Annotated in this window: 14 protein-coding genes and 1 pseudogene; 5 read left to right on the forward strand and 10 right to left on the reverse strand. The window is 53.0% G+C overall.

What is annotated here, in order from left to right; translation table 11 throughout:
* Both HV261_RS02865 and xanP read right to left on the reverse strand, forming a co-directional pair.
* Entirely contained in the window at positions 1–1,710 is a 1,710-nt protein-coding gene (locus tag HV261_RS02865; RefSeq protein WP_202037392.1) for an AsmA family protein, read from the reverse strand.
* A 121-nt stretch (positions 1,711–1,831) separates the two neighbouring features.
* Complete coding sequence (gene xanP, locus HV261_RS02870; protein WP_202037393.1) at positions 1,832–3,223, reverse strand: xanthine/proton symporter XanP; 1,392 nt, start codon at positions 3,221–3,223, stop codon at positions 1,832–1,834.
* A 228-nt stretch (positions 3,224–3,451) separates the two neighbouring features.
* Between xanP and gltS the strand changes: the two genes are divergently transcribed.
* On the forward strand, positions 3,452–4,657 hold the full coding sequence (gltS, locus tag HV261_RS02875; protein ID WP_202037394.1) for a sodium/glutamate symporter: 1,206 nt from the start codon (positions 3,452–3,454) through the stop codon (positions 4,655–4,657).
* Positions 4,658–4,697: 40 nt separating this feature from the next.
* Here the strand turns inward: gltS and recG are convergent, their stop codons facing one another.
* The 5 genes from recG to gmk are packed head-to-tail and all read right to left on the reverse strand — an operon-like array spanning position 4,698 to position 10,565.
* Entirely contained in the window at positions 4,698–6,779 is a 2,082-nt protein-coding gene (gene recG / locus HV261_RS02880; RefSeq protein ID WP_202037395.1) for an ATP-dependent DNA helicase RecG, read from the reverse strand.
* A gap of 5 nt (positions 6,780–6,784) precedes the next feature.
* Positions 6,785–7,474, reverse strand: a complete 690-nt coding sequence (trmH, locus tag HV261_RS02885; protein ID WP_202037396.1) for a tRNA (guanosine(18)-2'-O)-methyltransferase TrmH — start codon at positions 7,472–7,474, stop codon at positions 6,785–6,787.
* Between the two features lie 4 nt (positions 7,475–7,478).
* On the reverse strand, positions 7,479–9,593 hold the full coding sequence (gene spoT / locus HV261_RS02890) for a bifunctional GTP diphosphokinase/guanosine-3',5'-bis pyrophosphate 3'-pyrophosphohydrolase (RefSeq protein ID WP_003024038.1): 2,115 nt from the start codon (positions 9,591–9,593) through the stop codon (positions 7,479–7,481).
* An 18-nt stretch (positions 9,594–9,611) separates the two neighbouring features.
* Entirely contained in the window at positions 9,612–9,887 is a 276-nt protein-coding gene (gene rpoZ / locus HV261_RS02895; protein WP_000135058.1) for a DNA-directed RNA polymerase subunit omega, read from the reverse strand.
* 54 nt (positions 9,888–9,941) lie between these two features.
* Complete coding sequence (gene gmk, locus HV261_RS02900) at positions 9,942–10,565, reverse strand: guanylate kinase (protein WP_137382115.1); 624 nt, start codon at positions 10,563–10,565, stop codon at positions 9,942–9,944.
* Between the two features lie 261 nt (positions 10,566–10,826).
* Here gmk and ligB point away from each other — a divergent pair, with 261 nt between their 5' ends.
* Positions 10,827–12,506: an NAD-dependent DNA ligase LigB gene (ligB, locus tag HV261_RS02905; RefSeq protein WP_202037397.1), complete on the forward strand. Its 1,680-nt coding sequence runs from the start codon at positions 10,827–10,829 to the stop codon at positions 12,504–12,506.
* Here the strand turns inward: ligB and HV261_RS02910 are convergent.
* The gene (locus HV261_RS02910; protein WP_038635410.1) at positions 12,503–13,120 is read right to left on the reverse strand and encodes a trimeric intracellular cation channel family protein; all 618 of its coding nucleotides are present in this window, start codon (positions 13,118–13,120) and stop codon (positions 12,503–12,505) included. The two genes, ligB and HV261_RS02910, sit on opposite strands and share 4 nt — an antisense overlap.
* Positions 13,121–13,564: 444 nt before the next feature.
* Here HV261_RS02910 and HV261_RS27595 point away from each other — a divergent pair.
* Positions 13,565–14,091, forward strand: a pseudogene (locus tag HV261_RS27595) (hypothetical protein).
* Between the two features lie 413 nt (positions 14,092–14,504).
* Here HV261_RS27595 and HV261_RS02915 read toward each other — a convergent pair.
* On the reverse strand, positions 14,505–15,368 hold the full coding sequence (locus HV261_RS02915) for a YicC/YloC family endoribonuclease (protein ID WP_202037398.1): 864 nt from the start codon (positions 15,366–15,368) through the stop codon (positions 14,505–14,507).
* Positions 15,369–15,493: 125 nt separating this feature from the next.
* On the opposite strand from HV261_RS02915, the gene rph reads away from it, so the two are divergent.
* Together rph and pyrE are read left to right on the forward strand one after the other, a co-directional pair.
* The gene (gene rph, locus HV261_RS02920) at positions 15,494–16,210 is read left to right on the forward strand and encodes a ribonuclease PH (RefSeq protein WP_003024054.1); all 717 of its coding nucleotides are present in this window, start codon (positions 15,494–15,496) and stop codon (positions 16,208–16,210) included.
* Between the two features lie 65 nt (positions 16,211–16,275).
* A complete protein-coding gene (gene pyrE, locus HV261_RS02925) occupies positions 16,276–16,917 on the forward strand; it encodes an orotate phosphoribosyltransferase (protein ID WP_137382110.1) in 642 nt (213 codons plus the stop codon).
* A gap of 82 nt (positions 16,918–16,999) precedes the next feature.
* On the opposite strand, the gene slmA is transcribed toward pyrE, so the two are convergent.
* Positions 17,000–17,596, reverse strand: coding sequence for a nucleoid occlusion factor SlmA (gene slmA, locus HV261_RS02930; RefSeq protein WP_003827257.1), 597 nt, complete (start codon positions 17,594–17,596; stop codon positions 17,000–17,002).
* Between the last annotated feature and the right edge of the window lie 3 nt (positions 17,597–17,599).

Raw genomic sequence — 17,599 nt, forward strand, 5'->3', positions numbered from 1 at the left:
TCATTGTGCAGGTGGTGGTGCAGTGACTTCACTCCCCGAAACCACGCCCGCCTGCATGGTTTGCGTTACCTGCTGTTTCTCCACGTTTACCGCATGCAACTGACCGTTGACCGTTGGCTTGAGCGGCGCATCGGCCTGAATATTGCCGCTGGCGGTAAGCTGGATGTTGCCATCGCCGGAAAGCGGCAGTGCGGGCCAGCCCCACTGCTGCAGGATCGTCATTGGCACGCCGCGCCCGTTCAGGCTGACCTGCGTCTGGCGCTGAGGCAGTTGCGAAATGCTGGCGGTGGCCTCCAGCAGTCCTTTTTCCGTATAGGCGCTCAGTTCGCTGATATTGATGGTGCTGCTGTTTGCCGTCAGCGCCAGTGAAGGACGACGCACATCAGTGCGGTTAAAGGTGGCTGCGGCAGCGTTGAGGGTGGCACTCCCGCTCCAGATCCCCCACTGATTGTTCTGTACCAGCCCGAGGTTAGCGCCGTAGCCGTCCAGCGCGGTGAGCTGCCACGGGAAACTCGGGTCGATATCAATCACCAGATTGCGGCTGGCGCTGAATTTCTTCAGCGTCAGGCTGCTTAGCCACGCTGGCAGGGGTTTCATCCACAGCTGCTTCCAGTTTTCCGGCAGCGTGTATTCCAGACCGGCAATGGCAGCATCATCGAGGACCAGCGCTTTGTTGCTGCGCATCCAGTTTCCGGATGTTCTGACCATACCGCCTTCCCAGCGGGTGGTGAACTGGCGCAGCGCAATGCCCTGCGGTGAGAACTCGGCGTTCAGAATCGGATCGAAGAAGTGCAGAGAGCCGTAGATAAACTCGCTGGCGTTCATCGACAGCTTCCCTTCCTGAGTTTGCCAGTCGTCCTTGCTGAAGGTCATATTGCGCAAACTCAGATCGAGGTCTGTTACTGCCCAGTCAGGACCTTGCAGACGGGCATCAGTCACCTCAAGACGACCAATTTGTAGGGACGGAATCGTGGTTAGCGGTGCGAAAAAATCGACCAGTGATTTATCACTTTGTAGCCGGATATCATTTAACCGCAGATTCTCCACGACCCAACTGCCATCAGCATTGCGCTGCGCCACGCCGGTTAATGCCCCACGCGCCACGTCTGCGCCAATATTGCTAAGCGTCACTCGGTCATGGTCGATGCTGCCTTCAATTAGCACGTTAGTGGTGGGAACGTCGTTAAGCGTTAATGAACTGGCGCTGAGCTGAATTTGCGCTTTGTTGCCGAGAATTTTACCCGCCTCAGGGTTCCAGGGAATAACACCGCCGTTCACGCGTTGCGCGCTCAGGTTCCACTCACTGCCGGGGCTGTTTAGTGCCATATCCTGTAACTGCAGGCGATCGGCCTGGAACGGAAGCGGCGCAGTGTGTTGAGAAAGATTGAGCGTACCGTTTTGCAACAAAATGGTGTCTACGTGCAGCGGATCGGTGATTTGGCGGCTGCTCAGGCCAATATCAACCGTTTTAGCGACCAGCGTTGCGGGCTGACCATCCCGGCCAAAGGTGACGTTTTTCAACAGAATATGGGAAGGGGAGGAAAACCGGTGATCGATGGTATCAAACGCCAGATGGTAGCTGCTGTTCTCCGAGACCCAGGTACTGACATGCTCTGCGCCCCAGCGGGTTTGCAGTAGAAAATAAAGGCCGAGGATCGCCACTGCAAGGGCGATCAGCACATAAAGAAGCAGCTTTCCAATAAATTTCATGGTCTTCCATCCCGCGAAGTGCACATAGTCAAGTTATGCACGATTTAGGCGCAATGCTCAAGGCGGGAATGGTGAAAGAGCGTTACAGCGGCGTTGATTCAGAACCAACGCCGCATTTTGCTTATTGCTTTTCTGGCGGGAATACCAGATTCAGAACGATTGCGGTAATACCGCCGGCGGCGATACCGGAAGAGAGCAGGTTTTTCACCCAGTCCGGGGCGAACTGGAGAATCAGCGGCTGCTGGGAAACACCCAGACCAACGGCCAGCGACAGCGCGATAATCAGAATCGCGCGGCGGTTCAGCGGCTCGCGGGACACGATACGCACGCCGGATGCTGCGATAGTACCGAACATCACCAGCGTTGCGCCACCCAGTACCGGCTCAGGAATATGCTGTACAAAACCGCTGACTGCCGGGAACAGGCCCAGCGCGATCAACATCAGCGCCACCACAAAACCAACGTAGCGGCTGGCAACGCCCGTTAACTGAATAACCCCGTTGTTCTGGCCAAAACAGGAGTTCGGGAAGGTGTTGAACACGGCGGAAACAAACGAGTTCAGACCGTTCGCCAGCACGCCGCCTTTCAGGCGTTTCATATACAGCGGACCAGAAACCGGCTGTTCGGAGACATCGGAGGTAGCCGTAATATCGCCGATGGTTTCCAGTGAAGTGATCATAAAGACCAGCATCAGCGGCAGCAGTAAACTCCAGTCGATACCCAGGCCATAATACAGTGGCGTTGGCACCATCAGCAGGTCCTGGCTTACCGGTGCGGTATTTTGCGGCAGCATGTCCATAAACCAGGCCAGCAGGTAGCCCGCAGCCATGGCAATCACCAGTGACGCAACGCGCAGGTATGGGTTGCGCTGGCGATTAAGAATGATAATCAGCGCCAGCACGACACCAGCTAGCATCAAATTCTTCGGTGCGCCAAAGGTGTTGTCGCTCATTGCCGCGTAACCGCCGCCAATCGATGTCAGACCTACCTGAATCAGCGACAGGCCGATGATCATCACTACTACCCCTGAGACCAGCGGAGTAATAATACGACGCGCCAGGTGCAGGACACGCGAGATAACCATCTCGGTGCAGCTTGCCAGCATTAGCGTACCGAACAGCGCCGCCATCATGGTTGGGACATCTGCGCCACCGGTTTTTAGCGCCGTACCGCCCATAATCAGCGGCGCAACAAAGTTAAAGCTGGTGCCCTGAATGGATAACAGCCCTGAACCTACCGGTCCCCAGGCTTTGATCTGAATGATAGAAGCCACGCCGGAGGCGAACAGCGACATACTGATAATGTGTTGAGTATCCTGAGCCGGTAAACCAAGCGCCTGGCAAATTAACAGAGCAGGGGTGATCACCGCGACGAACATGGCCAGCAGATGCTGACAGGCGGCAAACAGGGTCTGGGCTAACGGGGGGCGATCTTCAAGACGGTAAATCAGTTCACTGTTGTGAGTCTGCGCAACCGGTTGCGCATTTGTCGACTCTACGGCGTTAACGGACATCAGAGGCAATCCCATGGTGGAAAAGCGGTGATTTTATCTGACCAGGACAGAAAAGCAAACGTTTGCGAGTAACTATTCTTAATATTTAAAACGGATAAACAAACATTTTTATATAACTTTTCATCATTTTCTGCTTAAAATCCACCCCGATAACTCATTAAGAGCTAAAAATCGACCTGGAATGAATCGTGCGTAGCAGAACTGCAAAGCGCACTAATGGAGCTGTATATGTTTTACCTCGATACATTATCAACACTGGTTGCTGCAACCCTGGTGTTGCTGCTGGGGCGTAAGCTCGTCCAGTCAGTCTCTTTCCTGAAAAAATATACCATTCCCGAACCTGTAGCAGGTGGATTGCTGGTGGCGATCGCGTTGCTGGTGCTGAAAAAAAGCATGGGCTGGGAGGTCAATTTTGATATGACGTTGCGCGATCCGCTGATGCTGGCGTTCTTCGCAACTATCGGCCTGAACGCCAATATTGCCAGCCTGCGCGCGGGTGGCCGCGTGGTGGGCATCTTTCTGATTGTGGTTGTTGGGCTGCTATTAATGCAGAACGCTATTGGTATCGGTATGGCGAGCCTGCTGGGTCTCGACCCGCTGATGGGCCTGATTGCCGGTTCGATAACGCTCTCTGGTGGGCACGGAACTGGAGCGGCGTGGAGCAAGCTGTTTATTGAACGCTATGGTTTCGCTAATGCAACTGAAGTGGCAATGGCATGCGCAACGTTCGGCCTGGTGCTGGGCGGCTTGATCGGTGGGCCTGTTGCGCGCTATCTGGTAAAACACTCCACGACTCCGGATGGTATGCCGGACGATCAGGCAGTACCGACTGCGTTTGAAAAGCCGGATGTTGGGCGCATCATCACTTCGCTGGTGCTGATTGAAACCATCGCGCTGATTGCTATCTGCCTGACGGTGGGCAAAATCGTTGCGCAAATGTTGGTGGGAACGGTGCTGGAACTGCCGACCTTCGTCTGCGTACTGTTTGTCGGTGTGATCCTGAGTAATGGTCTGGCGCTACTGGGCTTTTATCGGGTGTTTGAGCGTGCGGTTTCGGTACTTGGTAACGTCAGCCTGTCGCTGTTCCTGGCAATGGCGTTAATGAGCCTCAAGCTGTGGGAACTGGCCTCGCTGGCGCTGCCAATGTTGGCAATCCTTGTCGTACAGACCGTTTTCATGGCGCTGTATGCGATTTTTGTCACCTGGCGCCTGATGGGTAAGAACTACGATGCGGCGGTGCTGGCTGCCGGGCACTGTGGCTTTGGCCTTGGCGCAACGCCGACAGCGATTGCTAACATGCAGGCGATTACCGAACGTTTTGGTCCATCACATATGGCGTTTCTGGTGGTGCCGATGGTGGGGGCGTTCTTTATCGATATCGTCAATGCACTGGTGATTAAGCTGTATCTGCTGTTGCCGATTTTTGCGCAATAAAGGCCGTGCGGCGGTGTGATAACCGCCGCGATGAAGAGGGTTATGCGTTGGAGTAGCGTTCAGTTTCTGGCATCCAGCGCTCTATCAGCGCCACTGCCTGCTGTGGATAACGTTCGTGAATATGGCGGGCAATGCGCTGAACTTCCGGAATAATTGCCTGATCGCGCAGTAAATCCGCCACCTTAAATTCCGCCGTTCCGGTCTGGCGTGTACCCAGCAGCTCACCGGGGCCGCGGATCTCCAGATCTTTTTGCGCAATAACGAATCCGTCGTTGCTGTCTCGCAGCACCTGCAGACGCTTTTGCGCTGTTTTTGACAGCGGTGATTTGTACAGCAGGACGCAGTGAGAAGCGACTGCACCGCGACCGACGCGGCCGCGCAGCTGGTGTAACTGCGCTAAACCCAGACGCTCCGGGTTTTCAATAATCATCAGGCTGGCGTTAGGTACGTCTACGCCAACTTCAATCACTGTAGTGGCGACCAGCAGATGCATTTCGCCCTGTTTAAACGCAGCCATGACAGACAGCTTCTCTGCAGGTTTCATGCGCCCGTGCACCAGACCAATATTAAGCTCCGGCAGAGCGAGTTTAAGTTCTTCCCACGTGGCCTCTGCTGCCTGGGCCTCCAGTAAATCAGACTCTTCGATCAACGTGCAGACCCAGTACGCCTGACGTCCTTCGTGCGTGCAGGCGTTACGCACACGGTCAATGATGTCGCTGCGGCGGGTATCCGGAATCGCGACGGTGGTGACCGGTGTACGTCCCGGAGGCAGTTCATCAATCACTGACGTGTCGAGATCGGCATAGGCGGTCATCGCCAGCGTGCGTGGGATTGGCGTGGCGGTCATGATCAATTGATGCGGGTGGAAACCCTGCTGCTGACCTTTTTCCCATAGTGCCAGGCGTTGATGCACGCCGAAGCGGTGTTGTTCGTCGATGATAACCAGAGCCAGACCATTGAACTGAACCTGTTCCTGGAAAATAGCGTGAGTGCCGACAATCATCTGTACCTGGCCGCTGGCAATAGCTTCCTGCTGTGCCTGACGTGCTTTACCCTTTTGCTTGCCGGCCAGCCAGCCCACTTCAACTCCCAGCGGTGCAAACCAGTTGCGGAAGTTATTTGCGTGCTGCTCAGCCAGGAGTTCGGTGGGGGCCATCAGCGCAACTTGCTTGCCATGTGCAATTGCCCGTAGAGCAGCAAGTGCCGCAACCAGCGTTTTTCCGGAACCAACATCACCCTGTACCAGTCGCATCATCGGGACATCCAGCGCCATGTCGCGTTCAATCTCGGCGGTTACCCGCGCCTGCGCGCCGGTTGGCTTAAAGGGGAGGGCTGCCAGTAGCTTATTTTTCAGCGTATCGTTCGCGCTCAGCGGCTGGGCGTGAAAACGCTGGGCTCCGGCGCGTAACGCCAACATGCTGAGGTTGTGGGCCAGCAGTTCTTCCAGAATCAAACGTCGCTGTGCCGGATGTTGTCCGGTTTCCAGATCGCTTAGCTGGAGTGACGGCGGTGGACGGTGCAGCGTGCGCAGAGCTTCTGGCAGGCTCATCATCCCTTGTAGTAATTCCGGTGGTAGCAGTTCGGCAATGGCGCAGGTATCAAGCAAATCCAGTGCCTGATCGGTCAGCTTGCGCAGCGTGGCCTGCTTCACACCTTCGGTTGTCGGGTAAACCGGCGTGAGCGTTTCCTGGAGTTCCGGCGTGCTGAGATCGCCCTGTACGCGATATTCCGGATGGATCATCTCGGCGCCATATTTCCCACGTTTAGCTTCGCCATAGGCCAGCACCCGTCTTCCGGTCGCGAGGCTATTTTTCATCGCGGCGCTGAAATTGAAGAAGCGCATCGTCAGAATACCCGAGCCATCGCTTATCTGGCAGGTCATCATCCGGCGGCCACCGAAGGTGATATTGCAGTTCAGCACTTCGCCTTCAACGGTGGCATAGACACCTGGCAGCAGTTCGCCAATTGGGTAAAGATGAGTACGATCTTCGTAGCGCAGAGGGAGGTGGAGCAGGAGGTCCTGCACGGTGTGCAGGCCAATTTTCGCCAGTTTACTGCTTTGCGCTGCGCCAACGCCGGTCAGAGAGTTGAGTGGGATGGCATCCAGTAAACGGCCTTTCATCGCGTTTATCTCGCAGATTGCATAGTGGCCCACCACGTTGCATCGGCTTCAATTTCGCCCTGCGTGTTTACGTGAGGGTAGGGAAGACCTTTGCGCTTAGCGACATTCGCCAGCACCGGATAACCGCCTTCAAACAGTAAACGCTGCTGCTCATCTTGTGGCAGCATGCTGTTTTCTCGTCGGTACATCCCCGCGTTTTGCCGCTGGCGCTGTGCTTCGTACAGAATCAGCGCGGAGGCGACAGAAACGTTCAGCGACTGCACCATGCCAGTCATGGGAATGATGATGTCCTGATCAGCCAGATCCAACGCTTCCTGAGTGATGCCGGTTTTCTCCTGGCCCATCAGGATGCAGGTGGGGCGTGTGTAATCAATCTCGCGAAAATCCACGGCGTTATCTGACAGATGGGTTGCCAGAACCTGCATACCCTGGCTTTTTAAATGTGTGACAGCATCGCCAATAGTCGGGTGGGTCTTGACTTGCACCCAACTGTTACTGCCTGCGGCAGAAGAGAGCATAGTGCGCATGCGGCTACCCGGCCAGACGGCGTGGACTTCGTGCACGCCGACCGCATCTGCAGTACGAATAATCGCAGAAACGTTATGAGGTTTGTGAACCTGCTCCATGCAGACGGTCAGATCGGGCTGACGACGTGCGAGCATCTCGCGGATACGTGCATAGCGCTGTTCATTCATAAGACTAGTTTCGGTTACGGGTGACTTTTATCACGTCCGGCATGACGCGGATTTTGCGCATGATATTCGCCAGGTGCACACGATCTCGTGCTGTCAGGCGAATAAAGGCACTATACACGCGGCCATCTTTCTCTTCCGTATTCAGACTCTGAATATTGGAGGTGGTCGTGTTGATTGCCGCCGTCAGGTTCGCCAGAGCACCCTGGTGGTTAAACATATCCACCTTAATCTCGGTGATGAATTCCTGCTCTGTTTCTTTATCCCATTCCACTGCCATAAACTTCTCTGGCTCTTTCTGGTAGCCACGAATATTACGGCAGGACTCATGGTGGATCACCAGACCTTTACCCGGACTGACGTGGGCAATGATTGGATCGCCTGGAATTGGGCGACAGCATTTCGCGAAGGTAATCAGCACACCGTCTGCACCTTTGATCGGCAGATGACCGTGACCAGATTGTGCTGGTACGTTCGCTGTTGCTTCGCCCTGCTGGAGGTTTTTCGCTACCACCACGCTCATGGCGTTACCCAGACCGATTTCCGCGAGCAGATCGTCAAGCGTGGCGAGCTTCATGCGCTCAAGCTCGCGCTGGATGCTCTCTGGAGGGATCTCAGCCAGTTTACGGCTACCGCCCAGGGCATGGTTGAGCAGTCGACGCCCCAGACTGACGGAATCATCGCGCTTGAGGTTTTTCAACAGTTGGCGAATCTTGGCGCGCGCTTTCGAACTGACGACGAAGTTGAGCCACGCTGCGTTCGGACGTGCGCCCGGCGCGGTAATAATCTCAACGGTCTGGCCGCTAAAGAGCGGTTGTGAAAGCGGGTAAGGCTGTCTGTCAACGCGGGCGCCAACGCAGGCGTGACCGATATCGGTATGCACAGCATAGGCGAAGTCGACAGGTGTTGCACCGGCAGGCAATTCGACAATTCGCCCTTCCGGTGTGAAAACATAAATCTCATCCGGGAAGAGATCAGATTTGACGCTTTCAATAAATTCAAACGAGCTACCGGCGCTCTGCTGCAGTTCCAGCAGACTTTGCATCCAGCGCTGAGCGCGGATTTGCGCAGTGGTGCTGCTTTCGCCGCCGTGCTCTTTGTAAGCCCAGTGCGCTGCAACACCCATCTCCGCCATCTGGTCCATGTCTTCAGTACGAATCTGTACTTCAACCGGGACGCCATGAGGGCCGATCATTGAGGTGTGCAAAGACTGATATCCGTTCGCTTTCGGAATGGCGATATAGTCTTTCACGCGACCAGGACGTGGTTTGTACAGGCTGTGCATCTGGCCGAGTACGCGATAGCAGGTATCGGAATCATGAACGATGACGCGAAATGCGTAGATATCCATGATCGAGTGAAAACGCTGCTCTTTGAGCACCATTTTGCAGTAAATCGAGTACAGATGCTTCTCACGCCCGCTTACGCGACACGGAATGCCTGCCTCTTGCAAACGCCCTTCGATTTCCGAGAGGATTTTTTGGATCATCTCTTTGCGGTTGCCGCGAGCGGCTTTAACCACTTCTTTAATCACGCGATAGCGGTTTGGGTACAGCGCTTCAAAACCCAACTCTTCCAGCTCGGTTTTAATGTGGTGGATACCTAAACGGTGTGCCAGCGGACTGTAGATTTCGAGGGTTTCACGAGCGATGCGGCGACGCTTATCCGGGCGTAATGAGCCCAGCGTGCGCATGTTGTGGGTTCGGTCGGCAAGTTTGATGAGAATGACGCGGATATCCTGCACCATCGCCATAATCATCTTGCGAAAGTTTTCGGCCTGCGCCTCTTTCTTATCGCGAAACTTAAGCTTATCAAGCTTTGATACCCCTTCTACCAGTTCAGCAACGCTTTTACCAAAAAGCTGTTCCATATCCTGGTAGGTGGCAGGGGTATCTTCAATCACGTCATGCAGCAGCGCAGCCATTAGCGTTTCATAGTCGAGTTTCATCTCGGCCAGAATGCAGGCTACCGCTACCGGGTGCGTGATATAGGGTTCACCGCTTGAACGTGTTTGGCCCTCGTGAGCGTCACGTGCAACGAGATACGCCTGCCGAAGACGCTTAATCTGGTCTTCCGGCAGGTAGTTTTGAATCAGTTGATTCAGGCTTTCAAACAGATACAAGGGCGACCCGCTTTGTGATTAACGACGACCTTCAGCAATAGCGGTAACGGCTTGTAATTCAGCGGCTTCCTGCTCTTGCTGTTCCTGGCGCTCACGTACGTCGAGGATCTGGTTGTTGATCAGACCTTCTTCGATTTCGCGCAGCGCGATAACGGTAGTTTTATCGTTTTCTTCCGGTACGAGCGGATCCTTTCCGCCTACCTGCATCTGACGAGCGCGACGCGCGGCGACCAGTACCAGGTCAAAACGGTTACCAATTTTCTCTACAGCGTCCTGAACAGTTACGCGTGCCATACTTAAAATGCTCCACAGGTGAAGAAATGACTGGGCATGATACTGAATGTGGGTTCAGTCTGCCAACAGTTTGCTGATTAAAGCGTCATGACGCTGCTTTTGGCGGCTCATGCGCAGACGTTCGGCGCGAATGATGGTTTTCAAATCGCCCAGGGCGGTATCGAAATCATCATTCACAATAAGATAATCATATTCGGCGTAATGGCTCATTTCTGCAACAGCTTGCGCCATACGTTTTGCGATCACTTCTTCGCTATCCTGCCCGCGGCCGCGGAGACGGCGGTCCAGTTCAATCTTAGAAGGTGGCAAAATAAAAATGCTGCGTGCATGCGGCATTTTTTCACGAATTTGCTGTGCACCTTGCCAGTCGATATCTAAAAAGACATCTACGCCGGATGCTAATACTTGCTCAATCGTCTCACGCGAAGTGCCGTAATAATTGCCGAATACCTCAGCGTGTTCCAGGAACGCATCTCTGCCAATCATGGTTCTGAATTCGTCATGGTTCACAAAGAAATAGTGTTCACCATGCACTTCCCCCGGGCGCGGTGCGCGCGTGGTGTGTGAAACAGAAACCTGGGTGTCATACAACGGTTGGGTCTTTAATAAAGCCTGAATCAGGCTGGATTTACCCGCGCCACTGGGGGCAGAAACAATATAAAGCGTGCCTTGAGCCATGAGTATCTTAATGTATGTGATTGTCGAAAGAGAGCCTACATACGGGCTTATTATACACGTAGCCGCTATGTGACGTAGCCCTTGTCACACTTTTTGCGCATGTTTATTGCGTTTTGCGTACCAGTTTCCTGTTTTACTGGAGGTTTGCTGCAAAAAGTGAAAATGCCAGGAAAGCTGTTCGCATGATGAATTTTTGCCGCTCTGTTTCGATGAGGCTTTGCGCTATACCTGCCGGGAAACGCATTTTCAGGCGGAGGCGGTATGGGGTTATGGAAAAGCATTGTGCTGGCGTTGCTGTTCTGCCATTTGCGGGCTGGGGCCGCGTGTCCCGCCTGGTCTGCGGATCGGGCAAACGAGGAAATGTCGCGACTACAACAGCAGATAACGCAATGGAATGATAGTTATTGGCAGCAGGGTGTGAGTGTCGTAGATGACGGTATTTATGATCAGTTGAATGCGCAACTACGCCAATGGCAGCGCTGTTTCGGAGGTGATTCACAGACAGACCTGTCTGCGCCACCGATAAGCGGCTCAATATTGCACCCTGTTCCTCATACGGGGGTTCGTAAGCTGGCGGATAAGCAAGCGGTGCAGCAATGGATGCAGACGCGTAGCGATCTCTGGGTGCAACCAAAGGTAGACGGTGTTGCGGTAACGCTGGTTTATCGGGATGGCAATCTGATTAAGGCGATTAGCCGTGGTAACGGCCTCAAAGGTGAGGACTGGACGCAAAAGGTTCTCCAGATGCCTTCAATACCGCGGACCGTCAGAGGACTGCTTGCTAACAGCACGCTGCAGGGGGAGATTTTTTTGCAGCAGGATGGGCATATCCAGCAAAAGAAAGGCGGTATAAATGCCCGTTCTAAGGTTGCCGGAATGATGATGCGGCAGCACACGCCGGAGTTATTACGCTCTCTGAACATATTTATCTGGGCCTGGCCTGATGGTCCGGCGGTCATGTCGGAAAGGCTGGAGCAACTCACCGCTGCCGGGTTCAGTTTTGCACAGCGCTATACTCAGGCTGTGAAGAATGCGGACGATGTAGAACATACCCGCGTCAGGTGGTGGACTTCGGCGCTCCCTTTTGTGACGGATGGTGTCGTGGTGCGATCGGGGAAAGAACCGCAGGCGCGATACTGGGTACCCGGGCAGGGCGACTGGCTGGCTGCGTGGAAATATCCCCCGGTGGCTCAGGTATCAGAGGTTACAGATATTCAGTTTTCAGTTGGTAAAAGTGGGAAAATTGCCGTTGTTGCTATGTTGGAGCCCATCATGCTGGACGATAAACGAGTGCAACGCGTCAATATTGGCTCTGTACGTCGCTGGAATGAATGGGATATCGCACCTGGAGATCATATTCTGATAAGTCTGGCAGGTCAGGGGATCCCCCGAATCGACGAAGTGGTCTGGCGTAGCACTCAACGCACTAAGCCAAAGCCGCCTGAGGGTCGCTTCAATTCAATGACCTGTTTTTATGCCACGCCGGGGTGTTACGAGCAGTTTATTGCCAGACTGGTTTGGCTGGGCGCAAAAGAGGTGCTGGAATTAGAAGGTATTGGCGAAGCGGGGTGGCGGGAACTGCATCAGGCGTATCGTTTTGAGCATATCTTTTCCTGGCTCGGATTAACTCAGGAGCAGATCCAGTCCACATTAGGCGTGAGCAAAGGGGAGAAGATATGGCATCAGTTTAATCTGTCGCGCCATCTCCCGTTCACGCGCTGGGTTATCGCCATGGGAATACCGTTAACACAGGCAACGCTGAATGCCAGTCGGGATGATTCGTGGCAACAATTGCAGGACCGCGATGAACAAAGCTGGCGGCAGCTTCCTTCCATGGGGGGGCAGAGGACACGACGGGTTATTCAGTGGCTGGAGGATCGAGAAATCACTGCGCTGAGCAACTGGTTAGCTGCTCAGCGTATCGCGGGTTTTATGCCTTAATGGCCTTCATGGCGATAATAAAATACCGGTAGTCCCAACTTCAGGCGCAGTGCCAGTAAACGTGCTGTAAAGCCGAACAGTAGGGTAGATATCACCACCACATCGTGGCTGGAGACATAATGTTGCAGCACGATGTACAGCACGGCAGCGGCAAATGACACGCCGGCATAAAGTTCTTTCTGAAATACGAGCGGGATGCGTTTGCAGAACATGTCGCGTAACACGCCACCGAAGACGCCGGTGGTAACCGCAGCGACCACGGCGATAATCGGCCCGTGACCCATATCCAGCGCCACCTGTGCGCCAATAATAGAGAAGACCACCAGGCCCAGCGCATCCAGTACGAGGAATATTTTACGCAGGTAGGGCATCACGGGAGCAATAATCGTTGTCAGTACCGCAGCGGCTGCCACGATAATGACGTATTCAGGATGCTTTACCCAGCCAAGCGGATAGTGGCCGAGAAGAATGTCGCGTACCGAACCACCGCCAATGGCGGTCGCAGTGGCAATAATAATGACGCCAAATGTATCCATACGACGACGACCTGCCGCAAGCGCCCCCGTCATGGCTTCAGCTGTGATACCAATTAAATATAAAACGTGTAACAGCATGTCTTCCCCCTGATTTGCTGGGGGCTAAGGTTAACGATTTGTGCGCACTGTCACGATTGAGATTTTCTAAGGTGAAACGATTTTAATAACTACAGCTAATGCTGATTTGATGAAAATGCCATATGGCATGCGCTTCATGATATTGGCGATACTGATAAATGATGAGAAAATATAATGCGTAGTGAGAGGTTATAAACATGCTCATCGAAAAAAACACGTAGCGCCGCCGTTTACTGGCGGGCTACGTATGATATTTCATCAAGCTATCACTCCCCGACCATAGAACAAGTTGACACGCCAGAAGCCATTAGGGAAGTCATCATGAGTAAACTCTGATATTCAGCGGCCTCTATTCTGAAAAATGGTCCCCTCAGCTATCGCTTCTATGTGTGTAGGGGCATTTACAGCAAAATCTTCAGCATTTAGTCAGTCGGAGTGATAGACATGAGCGTAAGAGAAGAAATTCAGGATGGCAGAGAGGCTGGAATTTTAAGAAGTGAGATAATCTACACCGAAGTTTTGGGCTGGATAGATATGGGACATGCTCGAGGAGATGATGTCAGAAAGTTACTCTCGGATATACACCAGGGTGAGCATTAGCTCATCGTTTTGAAGGTTTACAGTCAAATTTCCCCTTTTATCTTTACACCGACAGCGGTTTCAGTGGTGAGGATTTAGTATCCGATTTGCTGGGGTTCTACCGCGTAGTCTCATATAGTAACCCATTCCCGCTATTGCAGCCCGTCAGCAAAGATGAAGCCCTCAGACGTTGGGATTATTATGGTCCAATCGGCTCTTTTAAAAACACCTCATTCCAACCGATTTTATTTCCCGATCCGATGAAATCAGCTTTAGCTCTTCCTGTAAAAGGTGTTTTACCCTCATTCATGAGAACAGTGATACCTTACAGCGATTTTAGGTCTGGTAACGTTAAAATAGTTTCCAGAGATGGAACGGTCGTTAACTGGTAAAAAAGGGAAACATATGAAACAGGCAGCCATAATAGTTCTGATGGTAATAGTTATATGCGGCTCTTATTTCTGGCCCTAAGGCTGATGTATGGAGTGTGACGTTCCATGATACCAGGGATACGGGGAAGATTAGTGAATATCTCTCAATGGTGGGCTATGAAAAACAGGAAAAATGCGATATAGAGGCAGAATGCTGGCGCCTCAGGGGGTCTGATGAAGTACTGACAGTAGTGAAGATGAACAGCAGCAAAGCTGTTCGGGTTGATATTCTGAAGAGTCTTTATAACGACAAATATATGCCAGATAAATAATTACTCCAATTTTATATCAATCAGCACTTATTGACGGTAGGGATAGCCCGCATTTAGCAGGCTATCCTGTGCTTTACGATAGCATAGGCATGGTACGCAAAATTACTCGATATTCTGAATCTGCTCGCGCATTTGCTCGATCAATACCTTCAGCTCAATCGCAGAATTCGTCACCTCGGCATTGATGGACTTGGATGCCAGAGTGTTCGACTCACGGTTGAATTCCTGCATCATGAAGTCCAGACGACGGCCAACGGCCTCTTTTTTCTTCAGAATGTTGTAGGTTTCTTTGACGTGGGCTTCCAGACGATCTAACTCTTCTGCCACATCGATGCGCTGCGCCATCAGCACCAATTCTTGCTCAAGACGGTTATTTTCCAGTTGCACCTGCGCGTCTTCCAGTTTGGCGACCAGACGCTCACGCTGCCATTGCAGAATCTCCGGCATATGCGCACGTACCTTCGCCACTTCAGCGCTGACGCCTTCCAGGCGTTGCTCGATCAGCGCCTTCAGCGCCTGACCTTCAGTTTCACGTGCGACAATGAAATCATCCAGTGTACCGTCAAGCGTGGCGAGGATTTCAGCGGCAATAGCATCCAGGTCTTGCTCCTGAGCGGCCATTACACCCGGCCAGCGCAGGATATCGACCGGATTAATTTCGCCTTCATCGCTCTGCATCTTGACCCAGTTAGCAGCGCTAACGAGCTGTTTAGCGAGCTTTTCATTCAGAATAAGCTCGCCTTGTGCGCTGGCATCAGGTTCAAAACGCAGCGTGCATTCGATTTTACCGCGTGTCAGACGTGTGCGGATGCGCTCACGCACAACAGGTTCAAGACTACGGAACTGCTCCGGCAGACGAAAATAGGTTTCCAGATAACGCTGGTTTACCGAGCGCATTTCCCAGGTAGCGCTACCCCATTCACCCTTGATTTCACGCCGGGCGTAGGCGGTCATGCTGCGGATCATAGACGTTCCTGTTTTTGACGATGAGATGAGAGGATTATAGCCATCCACGTCTTGTCAGGATAGGAATAACCGTCGGAAGTCCGTATAATGCGCAGCCACATTCGTTTCAAGCCGGAGATTTTATCATGCGTCCAGCAGGTCGTAGTGCCAATCAGGTGCGTCCCGTCACCCTGACCCGTAATTATACAAAACACGCTGAAGGCTCCGTGCTGGTCGAATTTGGTGATACCAAAGTGTTGTGCACCGCGTCTATTGATGAAGGTGTTCCGCGTTTCCTGAAAGGCCAGGGCCAGGGATGGATCACCGCAGAATATGGCATGCTGCCGCGTGCCACGCATACCCGTAACGCGCGCGAAGCGGCGAAAGGTAAGCAGGGTGGCCGCACCATGGAGATTCAGCGTCTTATTGCGCGTGCGCTGCGTGCCGCAGTTGACCTGAAAACCCTTGGCGAGTTCACCATTACGCTGGACTGCGATGTTATCCAGGCTGATGGTGGTACGCGTACCGCATCCATTACCGGTGCTTGTGTCGCTTTGGCTGACGCGCTGAACAAACTGGTAGCAAGCGGTAAGCTGAAAACCAACCCAATGAAAGGGATGGTCGCGGCGGTCTCCGTAGGTATTGTGAATGGCGAAGCACTCTGCGACCTGGAATACGTTGAAGATTCTGCCGCAGAGACCGACATGAACGTAGTGATGACCGAAGACGGTCGCATTATTGAGGTGCAAGGTACGGCAGAAGGCGAGCCCTTCAGCCACGAAGAGCTACTCACCCTGCTGGCATTGGCCCGAGGGGGAATCGAGTCCATTGTAGCGACGCAGAAGGCGGCGTTAGAAAATTGATTTTAAAGGCGACTGATTAGTCGCCTTTTTTTTGTCTGTAATAAAGTGAGATGAGGAGCGAATCCATGAAACCGTATCAGCGCCAGTTTATTGAGTTTGCGCTTAGCAAGCAGGTACTAAAGTTTGGCGAATTTACGCTGAAATCCGGGCGCAAAAGCCCCTATTTCTTCAACGCCGGGCTGTTTAATACCGGGCGCGATCTGGCACTGCTAGGCCGTTTTTATGCCGAGGCGCTGGTGGATTCCGGTATTGATTTTGATCTGCTGTTTGGCCCGGCGTACAAAGGTATTCCTATCGCTACCACAACAGCTGTTGCACTGGCGGAGCATCATGACAAAGATTTACCGTACTGCTTTAACCGTAAAGAGGCGAAGACCCACGGCGAAGGCGGTAACCTGGTAGGGAGTGCGCTACAAGGTCGTGTGATGTTGGTTGATGATGTGATCACCGCCGGGACAGCGATTCGTGAGTCAATGGAGATTATCCAGGCGAATGGCGCACGGCTTGCTGGCGTATTGATTTCTCTCGATCGTCAGGAACGTGGACGTGGCGAGATTTCAGCTATCCAGGAAGTAGAGCGAGACTATGGTTGCAAGGTGATTTCTATTGTTACCCTGAAAGACTTGATTGCCTATCTGGAAGAGAAGCCTGAAATGGCAGAGCATCTGGCAGCCGTGCGAGCATATCGCGAAGAGTTCGGCGTATAAGAACTGCCGGATGGCGTTGCGCTTATCCGGCCTACGCACTTACCGGGCCTACGGTTTACGTAGGCCGGACAAAACGAAGTCGTTACTGCAACTGTGCGGCAACTAACGGCCAGCGGGTGTCAAAGTCATCCGTTGGACGGTATTTAAATTCGCTGCGCACGAAACGAGATAACATACCTTCACAGAAAGCCAGTAACTGACTGGCCAGCAGCGTTTCATCTACGGTGTAACCTTCGCCTTCACGCATTCTTTTTTCTCGCAGAACCTGGCGCAACTGTGCCTCAATGCGTTCAAAAAGCTGGTTAATACGGCCTTGCAGACGATCCTGTTCAAACATGAGCGCATGCCCGGTCAGAATGCGCGTCAGACCGGGGTTACGTTCACCGAACCCTAAAATCAGCAGAACGATCAGGCGCAGACGTGCGTTGGTGTCCTTTTCATCTTTTAAGATCAGATTGATACGGGTAATCAGACTATCTTCGATAAACTCAATCAGGCTATCGAACATGCGGGTCTTGCTGGGAAAATGGCGATACAATGCCGCTTCGGAAACGCCCACAGAGGCTGCCAGTTTTGCTGTCGTGATGCGCTGGCTTCCATCACTGGATTCCAGCATCAGCGCCAGAGACTGAAGTATTTCTTCGCGACGATTCCTTTTCGCAGTTTGCTTTTCTACCATGTT

It is taken from the genome of Citrobacter sp. RHBSTW-00671 (assembly GCF_014103415.1).
Lineage (GTDB): Bacteria > Pseudomonadota > Gammaproteobacteria > Enterobacterales > Enterobacteriaceae > Citrobacter.

Coding starts and splice junctions, on each gene's coding strand:
- HV261_RS02865 (WP_202037392.1), bottom strand. CDS start 1,710: ATGAAATTTATTGGAAAGCTGCTTCTTTATGTGCTGATCGCCCTTGCA.
- xanP (WP_202037393.1), bottom strand. CDS start 3,223: ATGTCCGTTAACGCCGTAGAGTCGACAAATGCGCAACCGGTTGCGCAG.
- gltS (WP_202037394.1), top strand. CDS start 3,452: ATGTTTTACCTCGATACATTATCAACACTGGTTGCTGCAACCCTGGTG.
- recG (WP_202037395.1), bottom strand. CDS start 6,779: ATGAAAGGCCGTTTACTGGATGCCATCCCACTCAACTCTCTGACCGGC.
- trmH (WP_202037396.1), bottom strand. CDS start 7,474: ATGAATGAACAGCGCTATGCACGTATCCGCGAGATGCTCGCACGTCGT.
- rpoZ (WP_000135058.1), bottom strand. CDS start 9,887: ATGGCACGCGTAACTGTTCAGGACGCTGTAGAGAAAATTGGTAACCGT.
- gmk (WP_137382115.1), bottom strand. CDS start 10,565: ATGGCTCAAGGCACGCTTTATATTGTTTCTGCCCCCAGTGGCGCGGGT.
- ligB (WP_202037397.1), top strand. CDS start 10,827: ATGGGGTTATGGAAAAGCATTGTGCTGGCGTTGCTGTTCTGCCATTTG.
- HV261_RS02910 (WP_038635410.1), bottom strand. CDS start 13,120: ATGCTGTTACACGTTTTATATTTAATTGGTATCACAGCTGAAGCCATG.
- HV261_RS02915 (WP_202037398.1), bottom strand. CDS start 15,368: ATGATCCGCAGCATGACCGCCTACGCCCGGCGTGAAATCAAGGGTGAA.
- rph (WP_003024054.1), top strand. CDS start 15,494: ATGCGTCCAGCAGGTCGTAGTGCCAATCAGGTGCGTCCCGTCACCCTG.
- pyrE (WP_137382110.1), top strand. CDS start 16,276: ATGAAACCGTATCAGCGCCAGTTTATTGAGTTTGCGCTTAGCAAGCAG.
- slmA (WP_003827257.1), bottom strand. CDS start 17,596: ATGGTAGAAAAGCAAACTGCGAAAAGGAATCGTCGCGAAGAAATACTT.